Origin of the sequence: Metabacillus lacus (assembly GCF_009674805.1) — a bacterium.
GTDB classification, from domain to species: Bacteria; Bacillota; Bacilli; order Bacillales; family Bacillaceae; genus Metabacillus_C; species Metabacillus_C lacus.
The window spans coordinates 113,917-136,066 of sequence record NZ_WKKI01000004.1 but is presented as its reverse complement, the minus strand read 5'-3'; the positions used below and the strand labels follow the sequence as shown (position 1 = coordinate 136,066).

The 22,150-nt window shown below is 43.4% G+C and carries 20 protein-coding genes and 1 pseudogene; 19 read left to right on the top strand and 2 right to left on the bottom strand.

The annotated features are described in order from the left end of the window. The first annotated feature begins 40 nt into the window (after positions 1-40). The 13 genes and pseudogenes from nadB (at position 41) to yajC (ending at position 12,513) form a co-directional block, all read left to right on the top strand. Positions 41-1,615, top strand: a complete 1,575-nt coding sequence (gene nadB, locus GJU40_RS04425) for an L-aspartate oxidase (RefSeq protein ID WP_343031388.1) — start codon at positions 41-43, stop codon at positions 1,613-1,615. Beyond that, positions 1,615-2,445 carry a carboxylating nicotinate-nucleotide diphosphorylase gene (nadC, locus tag GJU40_RS04420; RefSeq protein WP_154306532.1) on the top strand — a complete coding sequence of 277 codons (831 nt, stop codon included), beginning with the start codon at positions 1,615-1,617 and terminating at the stop codon, positions 2,443-2,445. Before nadB ends, nadC begins: the two co-directional genes overlap by 1 nt. 12 nt (positions 2,446-2,457) lie before the next feature. Then, on the top strand, positions 2,458-3,567 hold the full coding sequence (nadA, locus tag GJU40_RS04415; RefSeq protein WP_154306531.1) for a quinolinate synthase NadA: 1,110 nt from the start codon (positions 2,458-2,460) through the stop codon (positions 3,565-3,567). Between the two features lie 225 nt (positions 3,568-3,792). After that, positions 3,793-3,943: pseudogene (safA, locus tag GJU40_RS21480) on the top strand (SafA/ExsA family spore coat assembly protein); the annotation flags it as partial. Positions 3,944-5,485: 1,542 nt separating this feature from the next. Continuing rightward, complete coding sequence (gene nadE, locus GJU40_RS04405; RefSeq protein WP_154306530.1) at positions 5,486-6,226, top strand: NAD(+) synthase; 741 nt, start codon at positions 5,486-5,488, stop codon at positions 6,224-6,226. Between the two features lie 270 nt (positions 6,227-6,496). Next, the gene (locus GJU40_RS04400; RefSeq protein ID WP_170289322.1) at positions 6,497-7,168 is read left to right on the top strand and encodes a YhcN/YlaJ family sporulation lipoprotein; all 672 of its coding nucleotides are present in this window, start codon (positions 6,497-6,499) and stop codon (positions 7,166-7,168) included. Positions 7,169-7,365: 197 nt separating this feature from the next. After that, on the top strand, positions 7,366-7,911 hold the full coding sequence (locus tag GJU40_RS04390) for a BofC C-terminal domain-containing protein (RefSeq protein ID WP_425481193.1): 546 nt from the start codon (positions 7,366-7,368) through the stop codon (positions 7,909-7,911). Positions 7,912-8,028: 117 nt separating this feature from the next. Then, a complete protein-coding gene (ruvA, locus tag GJU40_RS04385) occupies positions 8,029-8,631 on the top strand; it encodes a Holliday junction branch migration protein RuvA (RefSeq protein WP_154306527.1) in 603 nt (200 codons plus the stop codon). A 9-nt stretch (positions 8,632-8,640) separates the two neighbouring features. Continuing rightward, the gene (gene ruvB, locus GJU40_RS04380) at positions 8,641-9,642 is read left to right on the top strand and encodes a Holliday junction branch migration DNA helicase RuvB (RefSeq protein ID WP_154306526.1); all 1,002 of its coding nucleotides are present in this window, start codon (positions 8,641-8,643) and stop codon (positions 9,640-9,642) included. Next, entirely contained in the window at positions 9,639-9,839 is a 201-nt protein-coding gene (locus tag GJU40_RS04375) for a DUF2905 family protein (protein WP_343031387.1), read from the top strand. The genes ruvB and GJU40_RS04375 overlap by 4 nt, the downstream gene beginning before the upstream one ends. 181 nt (positions 9,840-10,020) lie before the next feature. Next, a complete protein-coding gene (queA, locus tag GJU40_RS04370; RefSeq protein ID WP_154306525.1) occupies positions 10,021-11,049 on the top strand; it encodes a tRNA preQ1(34) S-adenosylmethionine ribosyltransferase-isomerase QueA in 1,029 nt (342 codons plus the stop codon). A gap of 30 nt (positions 11,050-11,079) precedes the next feature. Next, positions 11,080-12,225 carry a tRNA guanosine(34) transglycosylase Tgt gene (tgt, locus tag GJU40_RS04365; RefSeq protein ID WP_154306524.1) on the top strand — a complete coding sequence of 382 codons (1,146 nt, stop codon included), beginning with the start codon at positions 11,080-11,082 and terminating at the stop codon, positions 12,223-12,225. Between the two features lie 27 nt (positions 12,226-12,252). Next, complete coding sequence (gene yajC / locus GJU40_RS04360) at positions 12,253-12,513, top strand: preprotein translocase subunit YajC (RefSeq protein WP_154306523.1); 261 nt, start codon at positions 12,253-12,255, stop codon at positions 12,511-12,513. A 210-nt stretch (positions 12,514-12,723) separates the two neighbouring features. Here yajC and GJU40_RS04355 read toward each other — a convergent pair whose 3' ends face one another. After that, positions 12,724-13,104, bottom strand: coding sequence for a TIGR04086 family membrane protein (locus GJU40_RS04355; RefSeq protein WP_343031399.1), 381 nt, complete (start codon positions 13,102-13,104; stop codon positions 12,724-12,726). A 229-nt stretch (positions 13,105-13,333) separates the two neighbouring features. Between GJU40_RS04355 and GJU40_RS04350 the strand changes: the two genes are divergently transcribed. Beyond that, positions 13,334-13,987, top strand: a complete 654-nt coding sequence (locus GJU40_RS04350; protein WP_154306521.1) for a DUF421 domain-containing protein — start codon at positions 13,334-13,336, stop codon at positions 13,985-13,987. A 20-nt stretch (positions 13,988-14,007) separates the two neighbouring features. Here the strand turns inward: GJU40_RS04350 and spoVB are convergent, their stop codons facing one another. After that, positions 14,008-15,588: a stage V sporulation protein B gene (gene spoVB, locus GJU40_RS04345; protein WP_154306520.1), complete on the bottom strand. Its 1,581-nt coding sequence runs from the start codon at positions 15,586-15,588 to the stop codon at positions 14,008-14,010. Between the two features lie 154 nt (positions 15,589-15,742). On the opposite strand from spoVB, the gene GJU40_RS04340 reads away from it, so the two are divergent. From GJU40_RS04340 to recJ, 5 genes are all read left to right on the top strand, one after another. Beyond that, the gene (locus GJU40_RS04340; protein ID WP_170289321.1) at positions 15,743-16,036 is read left to right on the top strand and encodes a post-transcriptional regulator; all 294 of its coding nucleotides are present in this window, start codon (positions 15,743-15,745) and stop codon (positions 16,034-16,036) included. Between the two features lie 15 nt (positions 16,037-16,051). Then, positions 16,052-18,304, top strand: coding sequence for a protein translocase subunit SecDF (secDF, locus tag GJU40_RS04335; RefSeq protein ID WP_154306518.1), 2,253 nt, complete (start codon positions 16,052-16,054; stop codon positions 18,302-18,304). A 220-nt stretch (positions 18,305-18,524) separates the two neighbouring features. Beyond that, a complete protein-coding gene (locus GJU40_RS04330; protein WP_425481194.1) occupies positions 18,525-19,391 on the top strand; it encodes a cation diffusion facilitator family transporter in 867 nt (288 codons plus the stop codon). Then, entirely contained in the window at positions 19,388-19,720 is a 333-nt protein-coding gene (locus tag GJU40_RS04325; RefSeq protein WP_154306516.1) for a LapA family protein, read from the top strand. The genes GJU40_RS04330 and GJU40_RS04325 overlap by 4 nt, the downstream gene beginning before the upstream one ends. 68 nt (positions 19,721-19,788) lie before the next feature. After that, positions 19,789-22,137 (top strand): single-stranded-DNA-specific exonuclease RecJ, encoded by a 2,349-nt coding sequence (recJ, locus tag GJU40_RS04320; RefSeq protein ID WP_154306515.1) that lies wholly within the window; start codon positions 19,789-19,791, stop codon positions 22,135-22,137. Positions 22,138-22,150 lie beyond the last annotated feature (13 nt).

Here is a 22,150-nt window from a genome sequence, read left to right as displayed (position 1 = left end):
AATATAGGTGTCAAGACAGCTGTAAAACAAATGGAGGGTTATGATGCCTCAATCTGATATTTTGATCATAGGCAGCGGCCTTGCAGCTTTAGCCATTGCTTATCATACACATATGCATAAGAATGTGACAATCATCACAAAGAAGAGCCTAAAAGACAGCAATTCAGTTATGGCACAGGGCGGCATTGCTGTACCAATATCTTCTGAAGACAGCTGGAAGGCGCATTATAAAGACACGATGGAAGCAGGATGTTTTCATAACAGCAGCAAAGCGGTTGAACATTTAATTAAAGAAGGCCTCTGTGAAGTGAAAGCATTAATAGAGGCGGGAATGAATTTCGATAGAGATGAGAGAGGGAGGGTCCTGCTTGGAAAAGAGGGCGCTCACGGATGTAACCGAATTCTCCATGCCGGAGGAGACGCAACCGGGAAAAAACTGATAGAATTTTTTCTGAAGAAATTAAAAGAAAAGGTTTCATTTATTGAGGACGAGACTGCGGTAGAACTGATCGTTGACAGAGGGTATTGCTCCGGAGCGACAGTCAGGGACAGAGACGGTAATATGAAATACCGTTATGCAGAGGCAACAATTATTGCAACTGGCGGTTTTGGCAGCCTCTATTCGCAAACGTCCAATTGTCCTTCGTTAACGGGTGACGGACTTGCTATGGCTTACAAAGCAGGTGCAGAACTGGCAGATTTGGAATTTGTTCAGTTTCATCCAACAATGCTGTATATCAATGGTGAAACCAAAGGATTGATTTCAGAGGCAGTTAGAGGAGAAGGGGCATTTTTAGTAGATGAAAACGGAAGAAGAATCATGGAAGGAGTTCACCCATTTCAAGATCTTGCTCCCAGAGATGTTGTTAGCAGAGCAATTTTTCAGCAAATGGAGAGCGGTAAATCTATTTTTCTTAATATCAGTACTGTGAAAAATTTCCGTGAACGTTTTCCTACTATTACAAATTTATGTGAACAGCATTCAATTTCCTTGGAAAAAGGACTTCTTCCAGTTGCTCCCGGTATGCATTTTGCTATGGGAGGAATTTCAACAGATTTGAACGGCAGAACTAGTGTAGCAGCATTATATGCAGCGGGTGAAGCGGCATGTACTGGTGTTCATGGGGCAAACAGGCTAGCCAGCAATTCTCTGCTGGAAGGACTCGCGTTTGCCAGAAGCATTGCAAATCATATTGTTAAGACTCCTGGACAGGGCTATTGCAGAGCAGTAAAAAAAGAGCAGAAGCTTCCCATTGATACTCCTCAGCTTCCTTCACAAAAGGAAATTCAAGAAATGATGGCCAGGTATGTTGGAATACAGAGAAACGAAGCTGGACTGCTGAAAGCAGTTGGTTGGTTTCAAGGCTATACAAATCAAAAGAATTTTTGGCGATTTAATGTGAAGGAATTCACAAGTGAACAGACTGCTGTTTATCACATGTTAATTTCAGGCTATCTTGTATCACGATCAGCACTGCAAAGGACAGAAAGCAGGGGAGCTCACTTTAGAACCGACTTTCCGTTTGCTGACGAAGAAGCATGGCGGGGAAAACAAATCATTCAAAGCATCAACAGTTTAGATCAGCAGGGATTGGGAAGGGCAGGGGTACTGTAATGAATTCACTGAAATTAAAAAGAAAGCTGGAAGAATTTTTTCTAGAGGATATTGGAGAGGGAGATTTGACCAGCAATTACATCTTTGACAGCAGTCATACCGGAAAGGCAGTATTTCTTGCAAAGGAAGATGGAGTGTTTGCCGGGGCAGATGTAATCCGAAGCGGCTATAATCTGCTGAATTCAGCAATCAACGTTACGGTGTTTAAGAAAGATGGTGAAGAAATCACAGCAGGAGACAAAATTGCAGAGGTTGAGGGGCCGACGCAGACAATTCTGACGGGCGAGAGAGTGATATTGAATTTGCTGCAGAGAATGAGCGGAATTGCAACTGTCACTTCTAAGGCAGTCAAGCTTCTTCAATCTTCACATACTAAAATTTGCGACACGAGAAAAACATCGCCTGGACTCCGGATGTTTGAAAAATATGCAGTTGCCTGCGGCGGGGGCTGCAACCACAGGATGGGGCTGTATGACGGTATCATGATAAAGGACAATCATATTGCATACTGCGGATCTATAGAGAAGGCAGTGGAAAGAGCGCGTTCCCGTGCCGGGCACATGGTGAAAATTGAAGTTGAAGTTGAAACGTTGTCACAGCTTCAGGAGGCAATTGAAGCAAAAGCGGATATCATCATGTTCGATAACCGGACTCCTGAAGAGGCAAAGCAGTTTGCAGAAATGACTCCGAGCTGGATCATTACGGAAGCGTCCGGAGGAATCAAGCTGGATAACCTTGAGAGCTACTCAAACACAGGAGTGGACTATATCTCATTGGGATTTTTAACCCATTCAGTTCAAGCGCTGGATATCAGCTTAATTGTAGAGTAAGGAGGAGCAGCGATGGAATTGCTGGACATGATTGAGCATCAAAAGAGGGAAATGATGCCGGAAAGCTATAAAAATAGGTCTTATGAAGAAATGGTTCAAAGAGTGTGGGAAATCAAAGAGAAGCTGGGAGATACGCTGTATATTCCCGGACATCATTACCAGAAAGATGAAGTTATTCAATTTTCGGATATAACCGGAGACTCGCTGCAGCTGGCTCAGGCTGCTGCTCATAATAAAAAAGCCCAATATATCGTGTTTTGCGGTGTACACTTTATGGCTGAAACAGCTGATATGCTGACAACAGAGAATCAAAAGGTTTACCTGCCTGACATGAGGGCGGGCTGTTCTATGGCTGATATGGCAGACATCGATCAAACGGAGCGCGCGTGGACAAAGCTCTCCAGTCTGTTTGGCGATAGTATTCTTCCGCTGACATATGTGAATTCTACTGCCAGCATCAAATCCTTTGTCGGCAAACATGGAGGAGCTACTGTCACTTCTTCTAATGCAGAAAAGATGCTGAAGTGGGCTTTTACCCAGAAGGAAAGAATTCTGTTTTTGCCCGATCAGCATCTTGGCCGAAATACAGCGTACAATCTTGGAATACCGCTTGAAAAAATGGCGGTCTGGGATCCGCACAGCAACGAACTTCTCTATGAAGGAGATCTGGAAGAAATTCTAGTGATACTTTGGAAGGGACATTGTTCCGTTCATGAGAAATTCACGGTTAGCAATATTGAGCACCTGCGCAGCACAAAGCCGGATATGAAAATTCTCGTTCACCCCGAGTGTACAAGAGAAGTAGTAGAGTTATCAGATTATGCAGGTTCTACGAAATATATAATTGATAAAATTGAAGAAGCAGAGCCGGGTTCCAAATGGGCTGTCGGGACAGAAATGAATCTTGTAAACCGGATTATTCAGCAGCATCCTGATAAGGAGATTATCTCGCTTAACCCTTTTATGTGCCCATGCCTTACCATGAACAGAATTGATCTTCCACATCTGCTTTGGTCTCTTGAAAGTATTGAAAAAGGTGAAGAAATCAATCGAATTTCTGTGGACAAAGAGGTTGCAGAAAATGCAGTGCTTGCCCTGAACAGAATGTTGCAACATGTCTAAAACAGCGGTTGTTGAATATGAATCCTAAAGGCTGGTATGAAATCGGCTTTTAGGGATCGTATTCCAACCGCTGTTTTTGTGATGCTATGGATTTTCTCTCAAAAGCTTTTTAAAGTAAGCCCTTTTCATCATAAATGTACAACAGCCTGCATAAATTGTGGTGAGGAATAATGGCATCTGCCTAAAAAGAAATGGCATAAAGTTCTGTGTTTAGGAGGGAAAGCCTTGAAGATTCATATTGTTCAAAAAGGAGATACACTCTGGAAAATTTCCAAAAAGTACGGAGTTGATTTTGAAGACTTGAAAAAAATGAATTCTCAGTTGAGCAATCCTGATTTAATTATGCCGGGAATGAAAATCAAAGTCCCAGCTGCAGGAGTTCAAGTGAAGAAGGAAGGCATTGCAGGGATTTCCAGTCCAAAGGAAATGCCGATAAGCGATCATCCGTTTGCCAAAGAAAAGCCGATCATTCCGGCCGAGGTACCAGATGTCAAACCAAAGGAAACACCGCAGCAGGCAGTTCCATACGTTCCGCCGGCACCGGCTTTGAAGCAGCCGCTATATCCGGAAATAGACATTAACAATTATTACACAGTCAACATGGCGATGCTGCCGTCTCAGCCAAAGCTGCCGCCTAAACCGGCAAATGTTTTTCCTTCAAAAGAGCCTGAGAAAACGGCTCCTTTACAGCTTAAGAAAGACGCAACTAAGACAGAGGAGGCAAAAAAAGATATGGCGAATTATGGTTCAAATCCAAATCCTAATATTTCTCCCAATGTGTTTCCTAATGTCTCGCCGGATATCTCGCCAAATGTTTCACCAGCTAATGTAGGGGCAAACATAATGCCAAACATATCACCAACAATTATTACACCAAATGTCGCACCGCTGGCAGATGAAAATATCCCGCCTCAGGTAGCTGGTGCGGAAAAAGGTGCTCCTGCTTTTGCAGCTCCTGAGCAATGGGTACCTGTATCGCCTGTGCTGCCGGGATCCGGGCTGTGCCCTCCTTATGGACATCCGGGGGTAGCTGGAGCTCAATTCGGCCCAGGTCCGGCTTATTATCCTCAGCATCATGGCTATGGATTTCATCCGTATCATCCTGGGTGCTGGGTGCCTGTATCGCCTGTGCTGCCTGGTTCCGGTCTTCATCATGGAGGGGTAATGGGTGCTTATCAGCCTTTTCCTGGAGCAGTAGCGGGAGCATATGATAATATGCATCCTGGAGGAGTAGCGGGAGCATATGATAACATGCATCATGGAGCAGTAGCGGGAGCATATGATAATATGCATCCTGGAGCGGTAGCTGGTGCTTTTGATGATGACTGCGGCTGCGGCGACGGCCAGCCAGGATTCGGAGGCTACGGAGCGCCGGGCGGCTTCGGAGGCGGAGTGCCGGGAGCAGGCTTTGGCGGATACGGAGCACCGGGTGTTGGAGGCCAGCCAGGTTTTGGAGGGTTTGGGGCACCGGGTATTGGAGGTCAGCCAGGTTTTGGCGGATACGGAGCACAGGGCTTTGCAGGCCAGCCGGGATTCGGAGGCTATGGAGCGCCGGGCGGCTTTGGAGGCGGAGTACCGGGAGCGGGCTTTGGCGGTTATGGAGCACCGGGCTTTGCAGGACAGCCGGGCATCGGAGGTTTTGGCCAGGCGCCGGGAACACAATTATTCGGCAGACCAGAATATGAAGATGGTGAAGATGATTAATGAACTAGTGAGACGATAGTATGTGTCGTCTCTTTTTTTATGTTGTAATAGCCATAACCTCAAAAACCAAAAATAAATAATGGACAAGGCGATAAAGATTAACTGAAATAGCTAATGGATGGTTAATATTAAATAGGAAGGGGTAATGAAAATTGAGTATATAAAGTGCTTGTGCTATGATAAAAAAAATCTATGTGATAAAGGAGTACATATCATGGAAGATAATATAACAAAGCTTGTTGAGTGGATAAGAGAACAGGTAAATGGGGCAGGTTTGAAAGGAGCAATTGTGGGTGTAAGCGGAGGTATTGATTCAGCAGTAATTGCCCATCTGATTAAAAGAGCTTTTCCTGAAAGTTCTTTAGGTGTCATTATGCCGTGTAAAAGCAATCCTAAAGATCGTGAGGATGCACTGAGAGTTGTGGAAAGCTGTAATATTGATTACCATACAATTGATCTAACAGAAACGCATCAGATTCTGTTCTCAGCAATGGAGTCTGAGCTGGCACGCAAAAAAGAATGGAATGAAGAAACTGCCCGTCTTGGTGATGCCAATACACGTGCAAGGCTGCGCATGACGACTTTATATGCAGTGGCTAATAATTATGGATATATGGTTGTAGGAACAGATAATGCTGCGGAATGGCATACAGGGTATTTTACAAAATACGGTGATGGCGGAGTTGATATCGTTCCGCTTGTTCATTTTACTAAAGGTGAGGTTCGTGAAATGGCCAAAATCCTTGGAGTTCCGGACAGTATCGTCAGCAAGGCGCCAAGTGCAGGGCTGTGGGAGAATCAAACAGACGAAATCGAAATGGGCACTACTTATGACATGATTGACAAATACCTTAAGGGTGAGGAAATTCCCAAAAAGGATCAGGAAATCATCGAAAGAATGCATAATCGCACAGAACATAAAAGAAATATTGCCGCTTCTCCGCCGAAATTCTAAATCAGTCACAATCGCTAACTTTAGTCCTTCATGAACTCCATGAAGGACTTTTCACTTTTTTAATGAATTTTGTGCTTCATCAGCCTTATGTAGGGCATTTTTACAGCTTTTCCAATGAGTTTTGTCCTTTATCTGTTTGATGAGTTAATCGGCGTAAAAAAGTGCGGGCAACTGCAAATAACTAACAGCTATTTCCCTCTGCAAAACGAGCATCCTATGGAAGAACAGCATAATTGCTGTTTAATCTCGTCTGAGCAGGGGGTTTTTGTGTTGAGGAAAACATTATTAGGATTAACAGCAGCTGCGGTCATTACAGGAGGGCTTGCAGGGTGCAACAATAACCAGGGTGCAGGCCAAAATACTGATAATGGCGGAATGAGAAATGTCGGTTATTTTAATAATGAAGGCCATGGCATGGATAACGAAGGTCCGCTTACAGAAATGCTCAACGGAAACAATGCTGCACGAGAAAACAACAGAGGGAATTCGAATGGAAACAGGATGGGCAACAACCCGACAGCTATAAACAATCAAAACGGACGCGGAGATCAAAATTATCACGGGCATTTAAATGGCACAGGAAATAATAATCAGGGCAGAGATAGAGAACTGAAAGAAGATATTTCAGAAAGAGTATCAAGAATTAGAAACGTACGGAATGTTGATACTGTAATATCCGGAGACACTGTTCTGATTGGAATTGATGTTAACAGACGTGATGATGATAATACGAGAGAGCAGGTTCGCCGTGCTGTAGCTCCCATGACAAGAGGGAAAGATGTTAGGGTTGTAACGGATGAGAGACAGCTGGGAAGAATGAGAAATATCAACAATGATATTCAAAACGGCCAATCCGAAAATCATATCAATACGGATGTACAAGATCTGCTGAGAGAGATGGGAAATACAATCAGACGTCCGGTTGAGAATGTCGTTCGATAATAAAAACACATTAGTTTTGAAAAAGCCCGCCTTGCAGGGCTTTTTTCTGTTTACATGGCATGATTTACTGCAAGATGAAAAGCTGGAGATGAGAGGGCTGGAGGATACATATTTTCTTCTTGGAAATAATGGTTAAAAATTCTATAAATGGTCAAACTACTTTCTAAGAAAAGTTTTATAACAAGGAGGGCCTTTGAGTGAAGCTATTTCATCAGCATATACTGCTGTCTTTGTTTTTCGGTATGATTCTGTCTTTTTCTATTTTGAACAGCGGGCTTTCAATGGAGAATTCACAAATACAACAAGAAGCACATGAAGTATCCGGCCCGCTCAATGTGACGGTTGTCCTGGAGAGAATTTATCTTGATGGAGAAGTAAGCGAAGAGATCAGGAAAGAAAAGATATGGGCGATGGAAGATTTTTGGGCTGAGTTTGCTGACTGGCAGCTGGTGCATCAGGATGAAGAACAGATTGTTTTTCAGCAGAAAGTTGATGACATCTCGCCGCTGCTTAAATCTAACGGCTACTTTGGCATAACGGAGAATGGAATACTTTCTATTTTTAACGGAAAACCTCATCACACGCAGAAAGTCATTCAATCATTCTTTCAAATAGATGTAAAAAAGCTTGAAACCAGAAAGCATAAACAGCTTCAAAAAGGTATTCCTGTGAAAACCAAGAACCAATATAAAAAGGTAATTGAAACCTTCAGGGCATATTCTGCAGAAGCTGCACAAAAATAAAGACTGCCGGCCGGCCAGGCCGGTTTTTTGATGATTTTAGTCGAACATATGTTAACTTTTTTGCAGTATCAGCGATGATTTATGATACAATGAGGTACAGCAAAGAGGTGAAGTAACTTGTTTGAATACATTAAAGGAACAATCAATTTTGTTACTCCTGAATACACAGTAATAGAGAATAATGGCATCGGTTACGCAGTGCATGCTCCCAATCCATTTATCTACCGTGTTGGCCAGGAGCAAACCATATATACATATCATCATGTAAGAGAAGATATTTTTGCTCTGTACGGATTTCAGACACGCGAAGAAAAGCAGCTGTTTACCAAACTTCTGAATGTTACCGGCATCGGGCCGAAGGGAGCACTTGCCATCCTGGCTTCGGGAAGCCCCAATCAGGTGGTGCAGGCCATTGAAAGTGAAGACGAGAAGTTTCTTGTGAAGTTTCCCGGTGTCGGAAAAAAGACAGCCAGACAGATTATTCTTGATCTGAAAGGAAAGCTTGGAGACATCGTCCCTGATGGAGATTTGAACCTGTTTACGCATGAGTCGTTTGAGAAAAAAGATCATGCTTCCGCTTCATTGAATGAGGCCCTGGAGGCGCTCAAGGTTCTTGGGTATGCCGAAAGAGAAATTAAAAAAATACTTCCTGAACTTGAGAAGGAGAATTTGTCAACAGATCAGTATGTGAAGCGCGCGTTACAAAAGCTATTAAAGTAAGGTGATATCATGAGTGACCGTATCGTATCAGGACAGTCAGAACCTGAAGAAAGCTATTTGGAATTAAGTTTAAGGCCTCAATTCCTGCAGCAGTATATTGGACAGGATAAAGTAAAGGAAAATCTTGAGATCTTTATTAAAGCTGCAAAGCTTCGCGGGGAAACACTTGATCATGTTCTTCTCTATGGGCCGCCGGGACTGGGAAAAACAACACTTGCATCAATTGTTGCAAATGAAATGGGCGTGAACATCCGAACCACGTCCGGACCTGCAATTGAACGGCCGGGCGACCTTGCTGCTGTCCTGACTGCTCTTGAGCCCGGAGATGTTTTATTTATTGATGAAATTCACCGTTTGCAAAGGTCGATTGAGGAAGTTCTGTATCCTGCAATGGAGGATTTCTGCCTCGATATTATCATTGGAAAAGGCTCACAGGCCAGGTCTGTCAGGCTGGATCTGCCGCCGTTCACTTTAGTTGGAGCTACAACAAGGATGGGTCTGCTCAGCTCGCCGCTTCGTGACCGTTTTGGTGTTTTAAGCAGGCTGGAGTATTATAATGAAGAGCAGCTGAGCCAGATTGTGTATAGAACCGCTGATATCCTTCAGGTTGGTATAGATGAAGGAGCAGGCAGAGAAATAGCGAGAAGGTCAAGGGGGACTCCCAGAATTGCAAACAGGCTGCTCAGGAGGGTCCGTGATTTTGCACAAGTATTCAATAAGGAAAGTATCTCAGAAGAGCTTGCGGTTGAAGCGCTGGAGAGGCTGCAGGTGGACCGGCTCGGCCTTGATCACATTGATCATAAACTGCTGGTCGGAATCATTGAGAAATTCAAGGGCGGTCCTGTGGGACTTGATACGATCGCTGCGACCATTGGAGAAGAATCACATACCATTGAAGACGTATATGAACCATATTTGCTTCAAATTGGGTTTTTGCAAAGGACTCCCAGGGGTAGAATGGTAACAGAGCAGGTTTATAAACACTTTCAAATGGAGGTTCCAAAGCCGTGACAGAATTGCCTAAACTGCTGATGGTGCTTGGGGGTCTGCTGCTGGCGGCCGGTTTTATCATGCACTTTGTCGGCCGGCTGCCCGGAGATATTCTTTTTAAAAAAGGAAATACTACATTTTACTTTCCGATTGTTACATCCATCATCATCAGCATTGTGCTGTCTGTTTTGTTCAGCATTTTCGGCCGTTTCAGATAAGTGCTGAATCGTCTTGACAGCAAGTGCATCAAGAGCGGTCCAAGATTCAAGTTCAAGAGAGACAAACTGTCCTCAGCTTTCTTTTCCTCGAAAAGAAAGTCTGCGGCTTGACGGGACCCGCTTAGAAAAAAACATACACAAAGTTTTCGAAAACAGCCAAGAAAAAAGGTGAGATATTACATTGAAACTAGAAAATTTTAATTTTCACTTGCCGGAGGAATTAATTGCACAAACTCCTCTGGAGGAAAGAGATGCATCCCGGCTGATGGTGCTGAATAAAAAGACCGGCAGCTTTCAGCATGATATTTTCAAGTCGTTTGCGGACTACATTCAACCGGGAGACTGCCTTGTATTAAATGATACAAGAGTGCTTCCTGCACGTTTGTTCGGTTCCAAAGCGGGCACAGGGGCCAAGATTGAAGTTCTTTTGTTAAAGCAGGTAGAAGGCGACAATTGGGAAACGCTCATAAAACCTGCCAGGAGGATTAAAGAAGGTACTGTCATAGAATTCGGCGACGGACTTTTAAAAGCAGTATGTGTTCAGGAATTGGAACATGGAGGAAGAATCCTTCAATTTCAGTACAACGGGATTTTTTATGAAATTCTAGAACAGCTTGGTGAAATGCCGCTGCCTCCCTATATAAAAGAACAGCTGGACAAACAGGAACGCTATCAAACAGTTTTTTCAAGAGAAAGAGGCTCCGCGGCTGCTCCTACTGCCGGATTGCATTTTACTGAGGAAATTTTGCAGAGTATAAGAGATAAAGGTGCACATGTTGCTTTTATCACCCTTCATGTAGGTTTGGGAACTTTCAGGCCGGTGAGTGCCGAGAACATTGAAGAGCATGAAATGCATGCAGAGTTTTACCAAATGACCGAAGGCACTGCAAGGCTCCTCAATGATGTAAAGGAAGCTGGCGGAAGGCTGATTGCGGTGGGGACTACATCGACAAGAACACTCGAAACCATAGCTGGCAATCATCAGGGCAGATTTGAGGAAGAAAGCGGCTGGACAGATATTTTTATTTATCCAGGATACGAATTTAAAGCAATAGATGGAATGCTTACAAATTTTCACCTTCCGATGTCGTCCTTAATTATGCTGATTAGCGCGCTTGCAGGAAGGGAAAATATTTTAAAAGCTTATGGGGCTGCTGTTCAGGAAGAATACCGCTTTTTCAGCTTTGGAGATGCCATGCTGATTATTTAGCTGCAGCAGCAATTTAAAGGAGGAAATACATTGTCAACACCAGCAATACGCTATGAGTTAATTAAAACCTGTAAACAGACAGGTGCCCGCCTGGGCAGAGTACATACACCGCACGGATCCTTTGAAACGCCGGTATTTATGCCGGTAGGTACACTTGCAACAGTTAAAACGATGGCACCGGAAGAATTGGTGGAAATGGGTGCAGGGATTATTTTGAGCAATACGTACCATCTGTGGCTGAGACCTGGCCATGAGATCATCAGGGAAGCTGGCGGACTGCATAAATTTATGAACTGGAATTCTGCCATTTTGACAGATTCCGGCGGATTTCAGGTATTTAGTTTAAGTGAATTCCGCAGAATAGAAGAGGAAGGGGTTCACTTCCGAAATCACTTAAATGGCGATAAGCTTTTCCTGTCCCCTGAAAAAGCGATGGATATCCAGAATGCTCTTGGCTCTGATATTATGATGGCTTTTGATGAATGCCCTCCTTATCCTGCAGAGTATGAGTATATGAAAAGATCTGTGGAAAGGACAAGCCGCTGGGCTGAGAGATGCCTTCAAGCTCATAAACGTCCTGAAGATCAAGGCTTATTTGGAATTATTCAGGGCGGGGAATATGAAGAGCTCCGTAAACAGAGTGCACGCGACCTGACATCCCTTGACTTCCCCGGGTATGCAGTAGGCGGCCTTTCAGTTGGAGAGCCGAAAGATGTCATGAATAGGGTGTTAGAGTTTACTACACCATTAATGCCCAGCGGAAAGCCTCGTTATTTGATGGGAGTGGGATCACCAGACTCATTGATTGATGGTGCAATCAGGGGAATCGACATGTTTGACTGTGTACTTCCTACCAGAATTGCAAGAAACGGGACATTAATGACAAGCAATGGCCGGTTAGTTGTAAAAAATGCCAAGTTTGCAAATGATTTCCGTCCGCTTGATGAAAACTGCGACTGCTACACATGCAAAAATTACTCAAGAGCATACATTCGTCATCTGATTCGCTGTGATGAAACATTCGGCATACGATTAACTACTTATCATAACCTGCATTTTCTGTTAAAATTAATGGAACAGGTTAGACAAGCTATTAGGGAAGACCGCTTGGGAGACTTCCGGGATGAATTCTTCGAAAAATACGGATTTAACAAACCTAATGCAAAAAACTTTTAACCTAATATAAAAAGAGGAGTGACTTCAATGGAGTTTATTGGTACACTATTACCTTTAATTCTGATGTTTGCTATTTTTTACTTCTTGCTGATTCGTCCTCAGCAGAAGCAGCAAAAAAATGTTCGCAGTATGCAGGAAAGCCTGCAAAAAGGCGATAAGATTATTACGATTGGCGGATTGCATGCAATCGTGGACGCAATTGATGAGGATCGTGTTGTGTTAAAAGCAGGAGATGGTTCCAGACTTACTTTTGACCGCCGTTCAATTCGTGAGGTTGTATCTGAATAGTACATATAACTCATGTGCAGCAAGCAACCCAACAAACTGCGCTTGAAAGTGTTCAACAAAAAAGAGCCCAATGAAATGATCCTGATTATCAGTGAGAGCTGATAACTTGTGAAGTGTTTCATGCAAGGCTCTTTTTTATTTTTATATAACTGCTTAGTGGTGCTATCAGCGGATTGCAGCTGATTCTTACAAGACCTGCTGTACCACGCTCTATTTTTTATCCCCAGCTAAATTGACCCCGAACATGCCGCCCAGTGCACAAACGACCAAAAATGCACCGTGATACAGTGTTTGTTCCAGAGTGAACAGCTTTCCGTAGCCGAGAAATTGAAAAAGCAGCACAATACCGGTATAAATGAGTGCTGTAGCAGCACCTGCCAGCCAGCCTTTTTGTTTTCCTTTCCCTCCTGAAACAAACCCTCCTGCAAAAACTGCTAAAAATGATATGGCAAGGATCATCCAGGAAACGGATTCTTCTGACAGGCCTGTAAACCTCAGCAATAATGAAAAAATCAGGCTTGTTAGCACTGCGATCAGAAAAATAGTGACGAGGCCGTATAGTATTCCTTTTCCAATTCTTTGAGTTTCGATGGTCAATCTCTCCTTTCAGCGTCATGCAGCTTGTTTTTGCTTGTACATAAAAAATACGGGAAGATGAATAGACGCCAGCAACAAGTTCAGCTGCGTCTCTGTCTTCCATTCATTGTATTCGGAAATAGAGCCGTTTAGAATCAGCCTCAATGAACATCTTTCTGTTTTCGTATGAAGTTCCTCATTTTGCTAACAATAATAGATAGCGTCTTCAGAAGGGAGTCGGGCAATGGAATTTTATCTATCTGTTATCATCAGAACTGTTATGTTTTACATATTGATTATTTTCATTTTCAGGCTGATGGGTAAGCGGGAAATTGGAGAGCTCAGCATTCTTGATCTGGTAGTCTTCATGATGATTGCAGAGCTTGCAGTCGTGGCGATTGAAAATCCTAAAGACCCTGTTTTGCACAGTATTGTGCCGATGGTAGTCTTAATGGGTATCCAGATTGGCCTGGCCCTGCTGTCACTCAGAAGTGAAAAAATCAGGAGGATGATTGGCGGAAAAGCAGCTATCATCATTAATCATGGAAAAATAGATGAGCATGAAATGAGAAAACAGCGCTATAATTTTGATGACTTACTGGTTCAGCTGCGAGACAAGGATATCAATAAAATATCAGAAGTGGAATTTGCTATTCTCGAGCCTTCAGGGAAAATGTCTATTATAAAAAAAGACAGCGCAAAAAAAGTCCAAGATGATCTGGACCTTCCGCTGATTATTGACGGGAGAGTTCATAAAGATAATCTCCGGACACTCGGTAAATCTGAAAGGTGGCTTTTGGACAAGCTGGCTTCGCTTGGCCATCACAGCTTAGAAAGGCTGTCATTTGTCAGTTTCAGCAGCGGGGAGTTTTATATCGACATCAAAGATGAAAAATAAGCCTGCCAGCTTTTGCAGGCTTATTTTATTTTTCCTGCCGGAATCATTTTTGAAAGTACTTCACCAATAAATGGGATTCTTTGCGCTTCCTTCCTGTCAATCAGCTGAAACAGAAGCAAAAGAAGAAGATAAAGTGCCGACGTGAAAGCGACTGCTGCAAGCAGGCCGGAAGCCTGCCCCAGTTTCCCAAAGTAAAGAGTATACAGATAGCTCCCTGCAGTTCCGGAAATGATCATTGTCAACAGGCTTTTTATATAATCCATTAATTTAATGCTGACAGACACGGCTTTCATAACGGTTGCAAGGTGCAAAAGGGTGACAAGCATCATGCCGATGACGATTGCCAGTGCAGCTCCCATAATGCCGAGCGAGGGCCTTGTGCACAAAACAAATATGAGAGCTGTTTTCACAGCTGCCCCGATAAAGCTGTTTATCATTGCGGCATTGGCAAGGTTCATGGCCTGTAAAGCAGCTTGCAGGGGACCCTGAAAGTAATAGAATAGAAAAAACGGAGCCATTGCTTTAACATAAACAGCGGCATGATTTGTACCATACATGGCAGCCATAATCGGGTCTGCAAAAATATACAGTACCACTACTGCAAGCCCTCCTGACACAAGCGACAGCCTGAGCGCCTGCTGAATTCGGTGATCAGCAAGCTTCGTCTGTTTATTGGCGATTGCCTCGCTGATTGCAGGAACAAGAGAGGTTGATAAAGAATAAGTAATAAACGAAGGCAGCATGAGAAGCGGAAGGGCATAGCCAACCAGCTCTCCGTACTGCTTTGTAGCTGCAACAGCCGCTACGCCTGCAACGGCAAGGCTTTGGGCAACAACGATAGGTTCAAAAAACCAAGAGATAGAGCCGATCATTCTGCTTCCGGTGGTAGGCAGGGCAATTTTCATTAAATCATGAAAGGTGTTTTTACCGTTTTTAATAGACTGAAAAAACTGCTTTCTGATTTTTACTGTTTTTCTTAATTTGAACATGGTGAACAAATACAGGAGTGAAATCAGCTCTCCCACAACAGCTGATGCCATTGCTCCCGCAGCAGCATATTCAATGCCGTAGGGTAGAAACCAGTTTGTGAAAAAGGCGATCAGCGAAATGCGGACAAGCTGTTCAAGTACCTGGGATACTGCTGCCGGCCGCATGTTCTGTTTTCCCTGAAAGTAGCCTCTGAGAACGGATGATATAGCGATAATCGGAATGACAGGTGTGATGGCCAGCAGCGGATAGATTGTGCGCGGATCAGTAAACAGCGTGTTGGAAAGCAAGGGTGACATCAGCGCAATGGCGGGGGTGAAAATCAGGCTGAGAAACCCTGTTACAGACAGGGAAACAACCAGGATTTTTTTCACTTTTCTGCTGTCTCCCCTGGCATCGGCTTCTGCCACAAGCTTGGATATTGCAACAGGCAGCCCCAGCTGTGTAATATTGATAACGAGTACGAGCGTAGGTACTGCCATCATATACAGCCCGACGCCTTCCTCACCTATTAATCTAGCAATTACAATGCGGTTGATGAAACCAAGAACTCTTGTGATAAGCCCTGCTATAATCAGAATCAGTGTGCCTTGTAAAAAAGTTTGCTTTGACATTGCCTTCCCTGCCTTCTCAAAGTGCCTGTTATCATATACAATTACTATATGCACAAAGAATGGCCAAGCATGACAAGTTTGTTGTAAAATGGCAGCAGCAGACATCTTGAGAAGCAACTGGAAAAGAGGGATATTATTCGAGGAGCGTGTAAAGATGGATAAACAGCCGGTGGAGGTTTACCGCCAGCATGTAAAACCTTATATAACCAGTAAATTGGAAGAGTTTAAGCTCCTTGGGTATGATGACATATCAGAGGAAGAGCTATGGGCCTTTCTGATAAATAAGAAGTGGAAAAAAGTTCAGGAACTAATGCTGTACGAGCTTGTTGCCGATATTGCGGGAACAAAAGTCAGCGACGTATTAAACTATTCAAGAATACAGGCCTATCAAAATACTGGATGGCTTGAGAGCGAAGAAGGAAAAAAACTAATAGAGGATTTATTGTAACTAGGAGGATTCATCATGGTAAGACGTTGGCGAATTGTTGCATTTTTTCTAATTGTGGTGCTGATTGGCAGTGTCATTGGCATCAATACAAAGCAAGTGACGGACAACATCGTTCTAGGCCTGGATTTGCAGGGCGGCTTTGAGATACTCTATGAGGTTCAGCCGGCAAATGATGGGGATGTGATTGATCAGCAGGCAATGATCAGTACAGTAAGAGCACTGACAAAGCGTGCAGATGTACTTGGAGTGAATGAACCCAATATCCAAATAGAAGGTGAAAATCGAATAAGGGTTCAGCTGGCAGGTGTCCAAGACCAGAACCAGGCCCGTGAAATTCTGTCAACGCAAGCAGAATTAACCTTCAGGGATGTGGAAAATAAAGAAATGATGAACGGTTCCGACCTTGTCGAGGGAGGAGCTCAGCAATCGTTTGATTCTCAAGACAACAGTCCGATTGTTACGGTAAAACTGAGAGATGCTGAGAAGTTCAGAAGCATAACAGAAGAGATTTCTCAAAGGGGCCCTTTGGAAAACAGTCTGGTAATCTGGCTTGATTTTGAAGAAGGCGATACATATGCCGAGGAAGCCGGAAAAGAAAACCCTAAATTTATATCTGCACCTGCTGTACAGCAGGTTTTGAACACGACAGATGTAATGATCAGCGGTAATTTTACCGTTCAGGAAGCACAGGACCTGGCAAACCTTCTCAATGCAGGTGCACTTCCTGTCAGTCTGAAGGAAATTTATTCTCAATCGGTGGGAGCCAAATTTGGTGAACAGGCGATGGATCAGACTGTTACTGCAGGAATGATCGGCATAGCCATCATATTTTTGTTTATGCTCCTTTTCTACAGGCTGCCTGGAATTGTTGCTTTTGTAACGCTCAGTGCCTATATTTTTATTATTCTTCAGATATTTGACTGGATGAATGGAGTGTTAACGCTGCCCGGCATTGCTGCCTTGATCCTCGGGGTCGGTATGGCAGTGGATGCAAACATCATCACATATGAAAGAATCAAAGAGGAAATCAAGCTGGGGAGAACGGTCAGATCTGCGTTCAGAGCAGGTAACCGCCGTTCGTTCTCGACCATTCTTGATGCGAATATTACAACGTTGCTGGCAGGAGCGGTATTGTTCTTCTTTGGAACAAGCTCGATAAAAGGGTTTGCCACAATGCTGATGGTCAGTATTCTTGTCAGCTTTTTAACAGCTGTATTCCTGACCAGACTCCTTCTTGGCATGCTTGTTGAAAGCCGCCTGCTAGATAAAAGAGCAACTTGGTTTGGAGTAAACAAAAAAGATATTCTCGATATTGCTACAACTGATGAAAACACTGAAGTACCAACCAGGTACGACAATGTCGACTTTGTCGGCAAAAGGAAAATATTCTTTACCCTATCTGCCGGAATGATACTGGCAGGCTTACTCTCACTGTTTCTGTTTCAGCTGAATCTGGGAATCGATTTTGCAAGCGGCACCCGGATTGATATTCTTTCAGAGGAAAGAATTTCTGTTGAAACTGTTCGGGAGGAACTGGCTGCGCTCGATATTGAAGTAAAGGACATTGTGGTGGCGGGCAATCAGCAGGAAATTGCAGTAGCAAGGCTGGTTGGCGTGCTGGATCAAAATAAAATCGCAGAAGTCCGGGATTATTTTGAAGGCCAGTATGGCGCAGATCCAACTATCAGCACCGTATCACCTACAGTAGGAGAAGAGCTTGCCCGCAATGCTCTCATGGCTCTGGGTATTGCAGCAATAGGCATCATCATTTATGTGTCTATCCGCTTTGAATTCTTTATGGCACTGGCCGCAATTGCTGCCCTGCTGCATGATTCATTCTTTATCCTAGCCTTTTTCAGCTTAACAAGGCTGGAAGTTGATATTACATTCATTGCTGCTGTTTTAACGATTGTAGGTTATTCCATCAATGACACCATCGTGACATTTGATCGAATACGGGAAAATATGAAGAAAAAACGGATGAAAACTTTTGAAGATCTTGCTGAGATTGTCAACAAAAGTCTTCAGCAAACCTTCACCCGATCTATCAATACAGTACTCACAGTGTTTATTGCGGTGGTATCCCTGGCTGTGTTCGGGGCATCTTCCATTACAAACTTTTCGATTGCATTGATTGTCGGCCTGATTGCAGGAACGTATTCTTCCTTGTTTATCGCTTCCCAATTGTGGCTGATTTGGAAGTACAAGCAGATCAGCAGGCCTAAAGCGAAAAAACAGCCTGAAACAAATGAGAATCCGCTAGTATAGAAAAATGCTCCTTCCTGGAGCATTTTTCTATTTGTCGATGAATACCTGTGTAATTTTACGTCTTTTAAGAAAAACTACTAAATAGGAAACTGAAACGGAAAAGAATGCGTGAAGTAACATATATTTGGAGTTGTTTATTGGGTATTTATGGTACTGTATTGTAGAAAGGGTGAGATTCTTGGAGAATAAAGATCGCTTTAAACAGGCAGAGTTTGCTGCAATGATTGGGATTGTCGGCAATATTATTTTGGCCATAATCAAAGGAGTTGTAGGGGTAATGGCTAACTCCAGAGCTCTTGTGGCTGATGCCGTTCATTCCGCCTCTGATATTGCAGGATCTTTTGCCGTATATGTTGGAGTCAGGGCCGCAAAGCAGCCGCCTGATGAAGATCATCCGTATGGACACGGAAAGGCTGAATCCATTGCTGCAATTATTGTTGCCGTTCTTTTGTTTATAGTCGGAATTGAGATCGGAAAGTCCTCATTTGAATCGTTTTTTCAGGAAATAGAGTCTCCAAAGTTCTTCGCAATATATGCGGTGATTTTTTCAATTATCGTAAAAGAGGCCATGTTTCGCTATAAATATAACTTGGGTAAAAGAATAAAAAGCGATGCAGTCATTGTAAATGCATACGAACACAGATCTGATGTGTATTCATCAATTTGCGCACTTCTCGGTATCGGGGGAGCTATAATCGGTGGGCGAGTTGGGATAGACTGGCTTGTGTATCTTGATCCGATTGCAGGGCTGCTGGTATCACTGCTTGTCATCAGAATGGCCTGGAAGCTGGGCTCAGAATCTATTCATACCACACTTGATCATGTTTTGCATGACGAAGATACAAAAGAGATGAGAGAAGCCGTTTTAAAGGTGCCTGGAGTCAAAAAACTCGATGAATTTCATGCACGGGAACACGGTCATTATGTGATTGTAGATCTTAAGATCTCAGTTGATCCATATATAACCGTTGAAGAAGGGCATCGGATTGGCAAGGAGGTCAAGCATCAGCTTATTGAACATGAACATGTTCATAATGTGCTTGTCCACATCAATCCTTATTCTGAAAATGGGCAGGGGAACTTATGAAAAGACAATGGAGTTTGCTGTTGGCAATTGCTTTTACATTATTAGTGGCTATTTTTGCAGTCATAAATGTTGATCCTGTGGAAGTTGACTTTCTATTTGGCAGAGCAGAACTTCCGCTTATTCTCGTTATTTTGGGATCTGTCCTGATGGGCGGGCTGATGGTTGGGTCTGCCGGAGTATTCAAGATGTACAATCAGCAAAGAAACATGAAATCTCTTCAGCAGGAAAACAGCCAGCTGAAAGATGAAAAAATGTATCTGACAGAAACAGAAGAGGAAAAGCCGGAGCAATCACGTTTTGAAGAACGCCGGACCAGATACAAAGGATAATCTCCCATAAAATGAATTTGAAACCCCTCAGCCGCTTTTGTATAATAGTGTGGTTGAGGGGTGAATTTATGTTAAAACCTAAAAAGAGGTGGTCTTTAGCTGAAGCAGATTCGGAAAAGGCGAATGAGCTTTGTGACAAGCTGAAGCTGTCATCTTTGGTATCTGCCTTGCTGGTCAATCGGGGAATACATTCAGCAGAAGCTGCTGAACAGTTTTTACATACTGAAAAACAGCCCTTTCTTGATCCATTCCTCATGAAAGGAATGGAAGAGGCAGTATCCCGCATTAAAAAAGCTGTCAGCAATTCTGAACAGATTGTGATTTATGGAGATTATGACGCCGACGGAGTGAGCAGCACGACAATTATGCTGGAGACTTTACGGAAACTCGGTGCAATCGCCGAATTTTATATACCCAACCGTTTTACAGAAGGATACGGACCCAATGAAGGGGCTTTTCGAAAGCTGAAAGAAAAGGGCTGTTCTCTAATCATAACAGTTGATACGGGAATTGCTGCCGTAAATGAAGCTTCATTGGCAAGAGAGCTTGGTATGGACTTAATTATAACGGATCATCATGAGCCGGGTCCGGTGCTTCCGGAAGCACTGGCCATCATACATCCTAAACAAGAAGGCTGTTTTTATCCATTTAAAGAACTGGCTGGAGCAGGTGTGGCTTTGAAGCTTGCTTCTGCACTGCTTGGTGAAATTCCTGAAGAACTCTTGGAAGTGGCTGCAATTGGTACAATTGCAGACTTGGTGCCTCTTCATGGCGAGAACCGTTTAATTGCTTCAAGAGGGATAGGTGAGCTCAGACGGACGGTTCGACCGGGCTTGAAAGCTTTGCTGAAGCTTTCAGGGACCTCTCTTGACTCAGTAAATGAAGAAACCATCGGGTTTGCTATAGGTCCGCGCATCAATGCAGTCGGAAGGCTGGGGGCAGCAGATCCTGCTGTAGACCTGCTCATGACAAAGGATCCAGAGGCTGCTGCTGCACTTGCGGAACAAGTGGATACTATGAATAAAGAAAGACAAAAGCTTGTCAGCAGTATGACTGAAGAAGCAATACAGCATGTTGAACAAAATTATCCCGTGGATGAGAATCCGGTACTGGTTATTGCCCAGGAAAACTGGAATGCAGGTGTTGTAGGAATTGTGGCTTCGAGGCTGGTCGACAAGTTTTACAGGCCCGCAATTGTGTTGAGCATTGACCCTGAAACAGGCAATGCAAAAGGGTCGGCTAGAAGTATTGAGGGCTTTGACCTGTTCGCCAACTTGTCACAGTGCAGGGATATTCTTCCTCACTTTGGAGGACATCCAATGGCTGCGGGAATGACTTTAAAACAGGAGGACGTTGGGGAACTAAGAAGCAGGCTTTCTGTGGCAGCAAAAAGCAAGCTTACTCCTGAGGATTTGGTGCCAATCTCAAAGGTGGATATTTCCTGTTCGCTGGAAGAAGTTACAATCAGCACCATTGAAGAGTTGAACCTGCTTGCTCCATTCGGGATGGGCAACCCTAAACCTGTAGTTCACTTATCAGATGTCCTAGTTGAGAATGCAAAAAGAATAGGATCGGATTCATCTCACATCAAACTTGTTCTGAAGGAAGAACAAGCTCTGTTAGATTGCATCGGATTCGGTTTTGGATCTCTGTATGAAGAAATGGCGCCGCTGTCTAAAGTATCTGTGATTGGTGAATTGTCGGTAAATGAATGGAACAATAGGAGAAAGCCGCAGCTGATGCTCCATGATTTAGCTATTGATCAATGGCAGTTATTTGACTGGAGAGGGGCAAGAGATCCGGAAAAACTTGCGGGCAGCATATCTCCGGAAAAGCGGGCTCTTATTACATTTCAAAAGGAGAATTATAACAGGCTGCTGCAGCTGGGATATCATCCCCTGCTGGCAGATACAAAAGAAGCAGCCATTCACGCTGATATCTCAGGCAAATATGCTGTATTATTTGATACCCCTGATGAGCTGGACCTTGTGAAATATTTATTTCATAGTGGTTTACCTCAAAGAGTTTATGCTATATTTAATCAGCATGAAGATGCTTTCTTTTCAACGCAGCCGAATCGCGAACATTTTAAATGGTTTTATTCTTTCCTTGTGAAAAAATCGCCTTTCAATTTAAAACAAAACGGAGAACTTCTTGCCAAGCATAAAGGCTGGTCAAAAGACACCGTTGATTTTATGTCGAGAGTGTTTTTTGAACTGGATTTTGTTACAATAGAGAATGGTGTTATATCCATTGCGGATGAAGTAAAGAAAAGAGACTTGATGAAGTCAAAGACATATTCTCAGAGACAGCATAAGGTTGAATTAGAGAAAATGCTGCTTTATACATCATATCTTGAATTAAAACAGTGGTTTGAGGAAAATATGAAACAATCTTCAATGCTCTTGAATGTATGAGGAGGACAATAGT

What these genes read in the sequence shown, in the direction of transcription:
- GJU40_RS04340 (WP_170289321.1), top strand. Translation starts at nt 15,743, where the DNA reads ATGGATAAACAGCCGGTGGAGGTTTACCGCCAGCATGTAAAACCTTAT.
- GJU40_RS04350 (WP_154306521.1), top strand. Translation starts at nt 13,334, where the DNA reads ATGGAATTTTATCTATCTGTTATCATCAGAACTGTTATGTTTTACATA.
- nadE (WP_154306530.1), top strand. Translation starts at nt 5,486, where the DNA reads ATGGAAGATAATATAACAAAGCTTGTTGAGTGGATAAGAGAACAGGTA.
- nadC (WP_154306532.1), top strand. Translation starts at nt 1,615, where the DNA reads ATGAATTCACTGAAATTAAAAAGAAAGCTGGAAGAATTTTTTCTAGAG.
- GJU40_RS04330 (WP_425481194.1), top strand. Translation starts at nt 18,525, where the DNA reads ATGATTGGGATTGTCGGCAATATTATTTTGGCCATAATCAAAGGAGTT.
- yajC (WP_154306523.1), top strand. Translation starts at nt 12,253, where the DNA reads ATGGAGTTTATTGGTACACTATTACCTTTAATTCTGATGTTTGCTATT.
- ruvB (WP_154306526.1), top strand. Translation starts at nt 8,641, where the DNA reads ATGAGTGACCGTATCGTATCAGGACAGTCAGAACCTGAAGAAAGCTAT.
- spoVB (WP_154306520.1), bottom strand. Translation starts at nt 15,588, where the DNA reads ATGTCAAAGCAAACTTTTTTACAAGGCACACTGATTCTGATTATAGCA.
- nadB (WP_343031388.1), top strand. Translation starts at nt 41, where the DNA reads ATGATGCCTCAATCTGATATTTTGATCATAGGCAGCGGCCTTGCAGCT.
- secDF (WP_154306518.1), top strand. Translation starts at nt 16,052, where the DNA reads ATGGTAAGACGTTGGCGAATTGTTGCATTTTTTCTAATTGTGGTGCTG.
- nadA (WP_154306531.1), top strand. Translation starts at nt 2,458, where the DNA reads ATGGAATTGCTGGACATGATTGAGCATCAAAAGAGGGAAATGATGCCG.
- recJ (WP_154306515.1), top strand. Translation starts at nt 19,789, where the DNA reads ATGTTAAAACCTAAAAAGAGGTGGTCTTTAGCTGAAGCAGATTCGGAA.
- GJU40_RS04325 (WP_154306516.1), top strand. Translation starts at nt 19,388, where the DNA reads ATGAAAAGACAATGGAGTTTGCTGTTGGCAATTGCTTTTACATTATTA.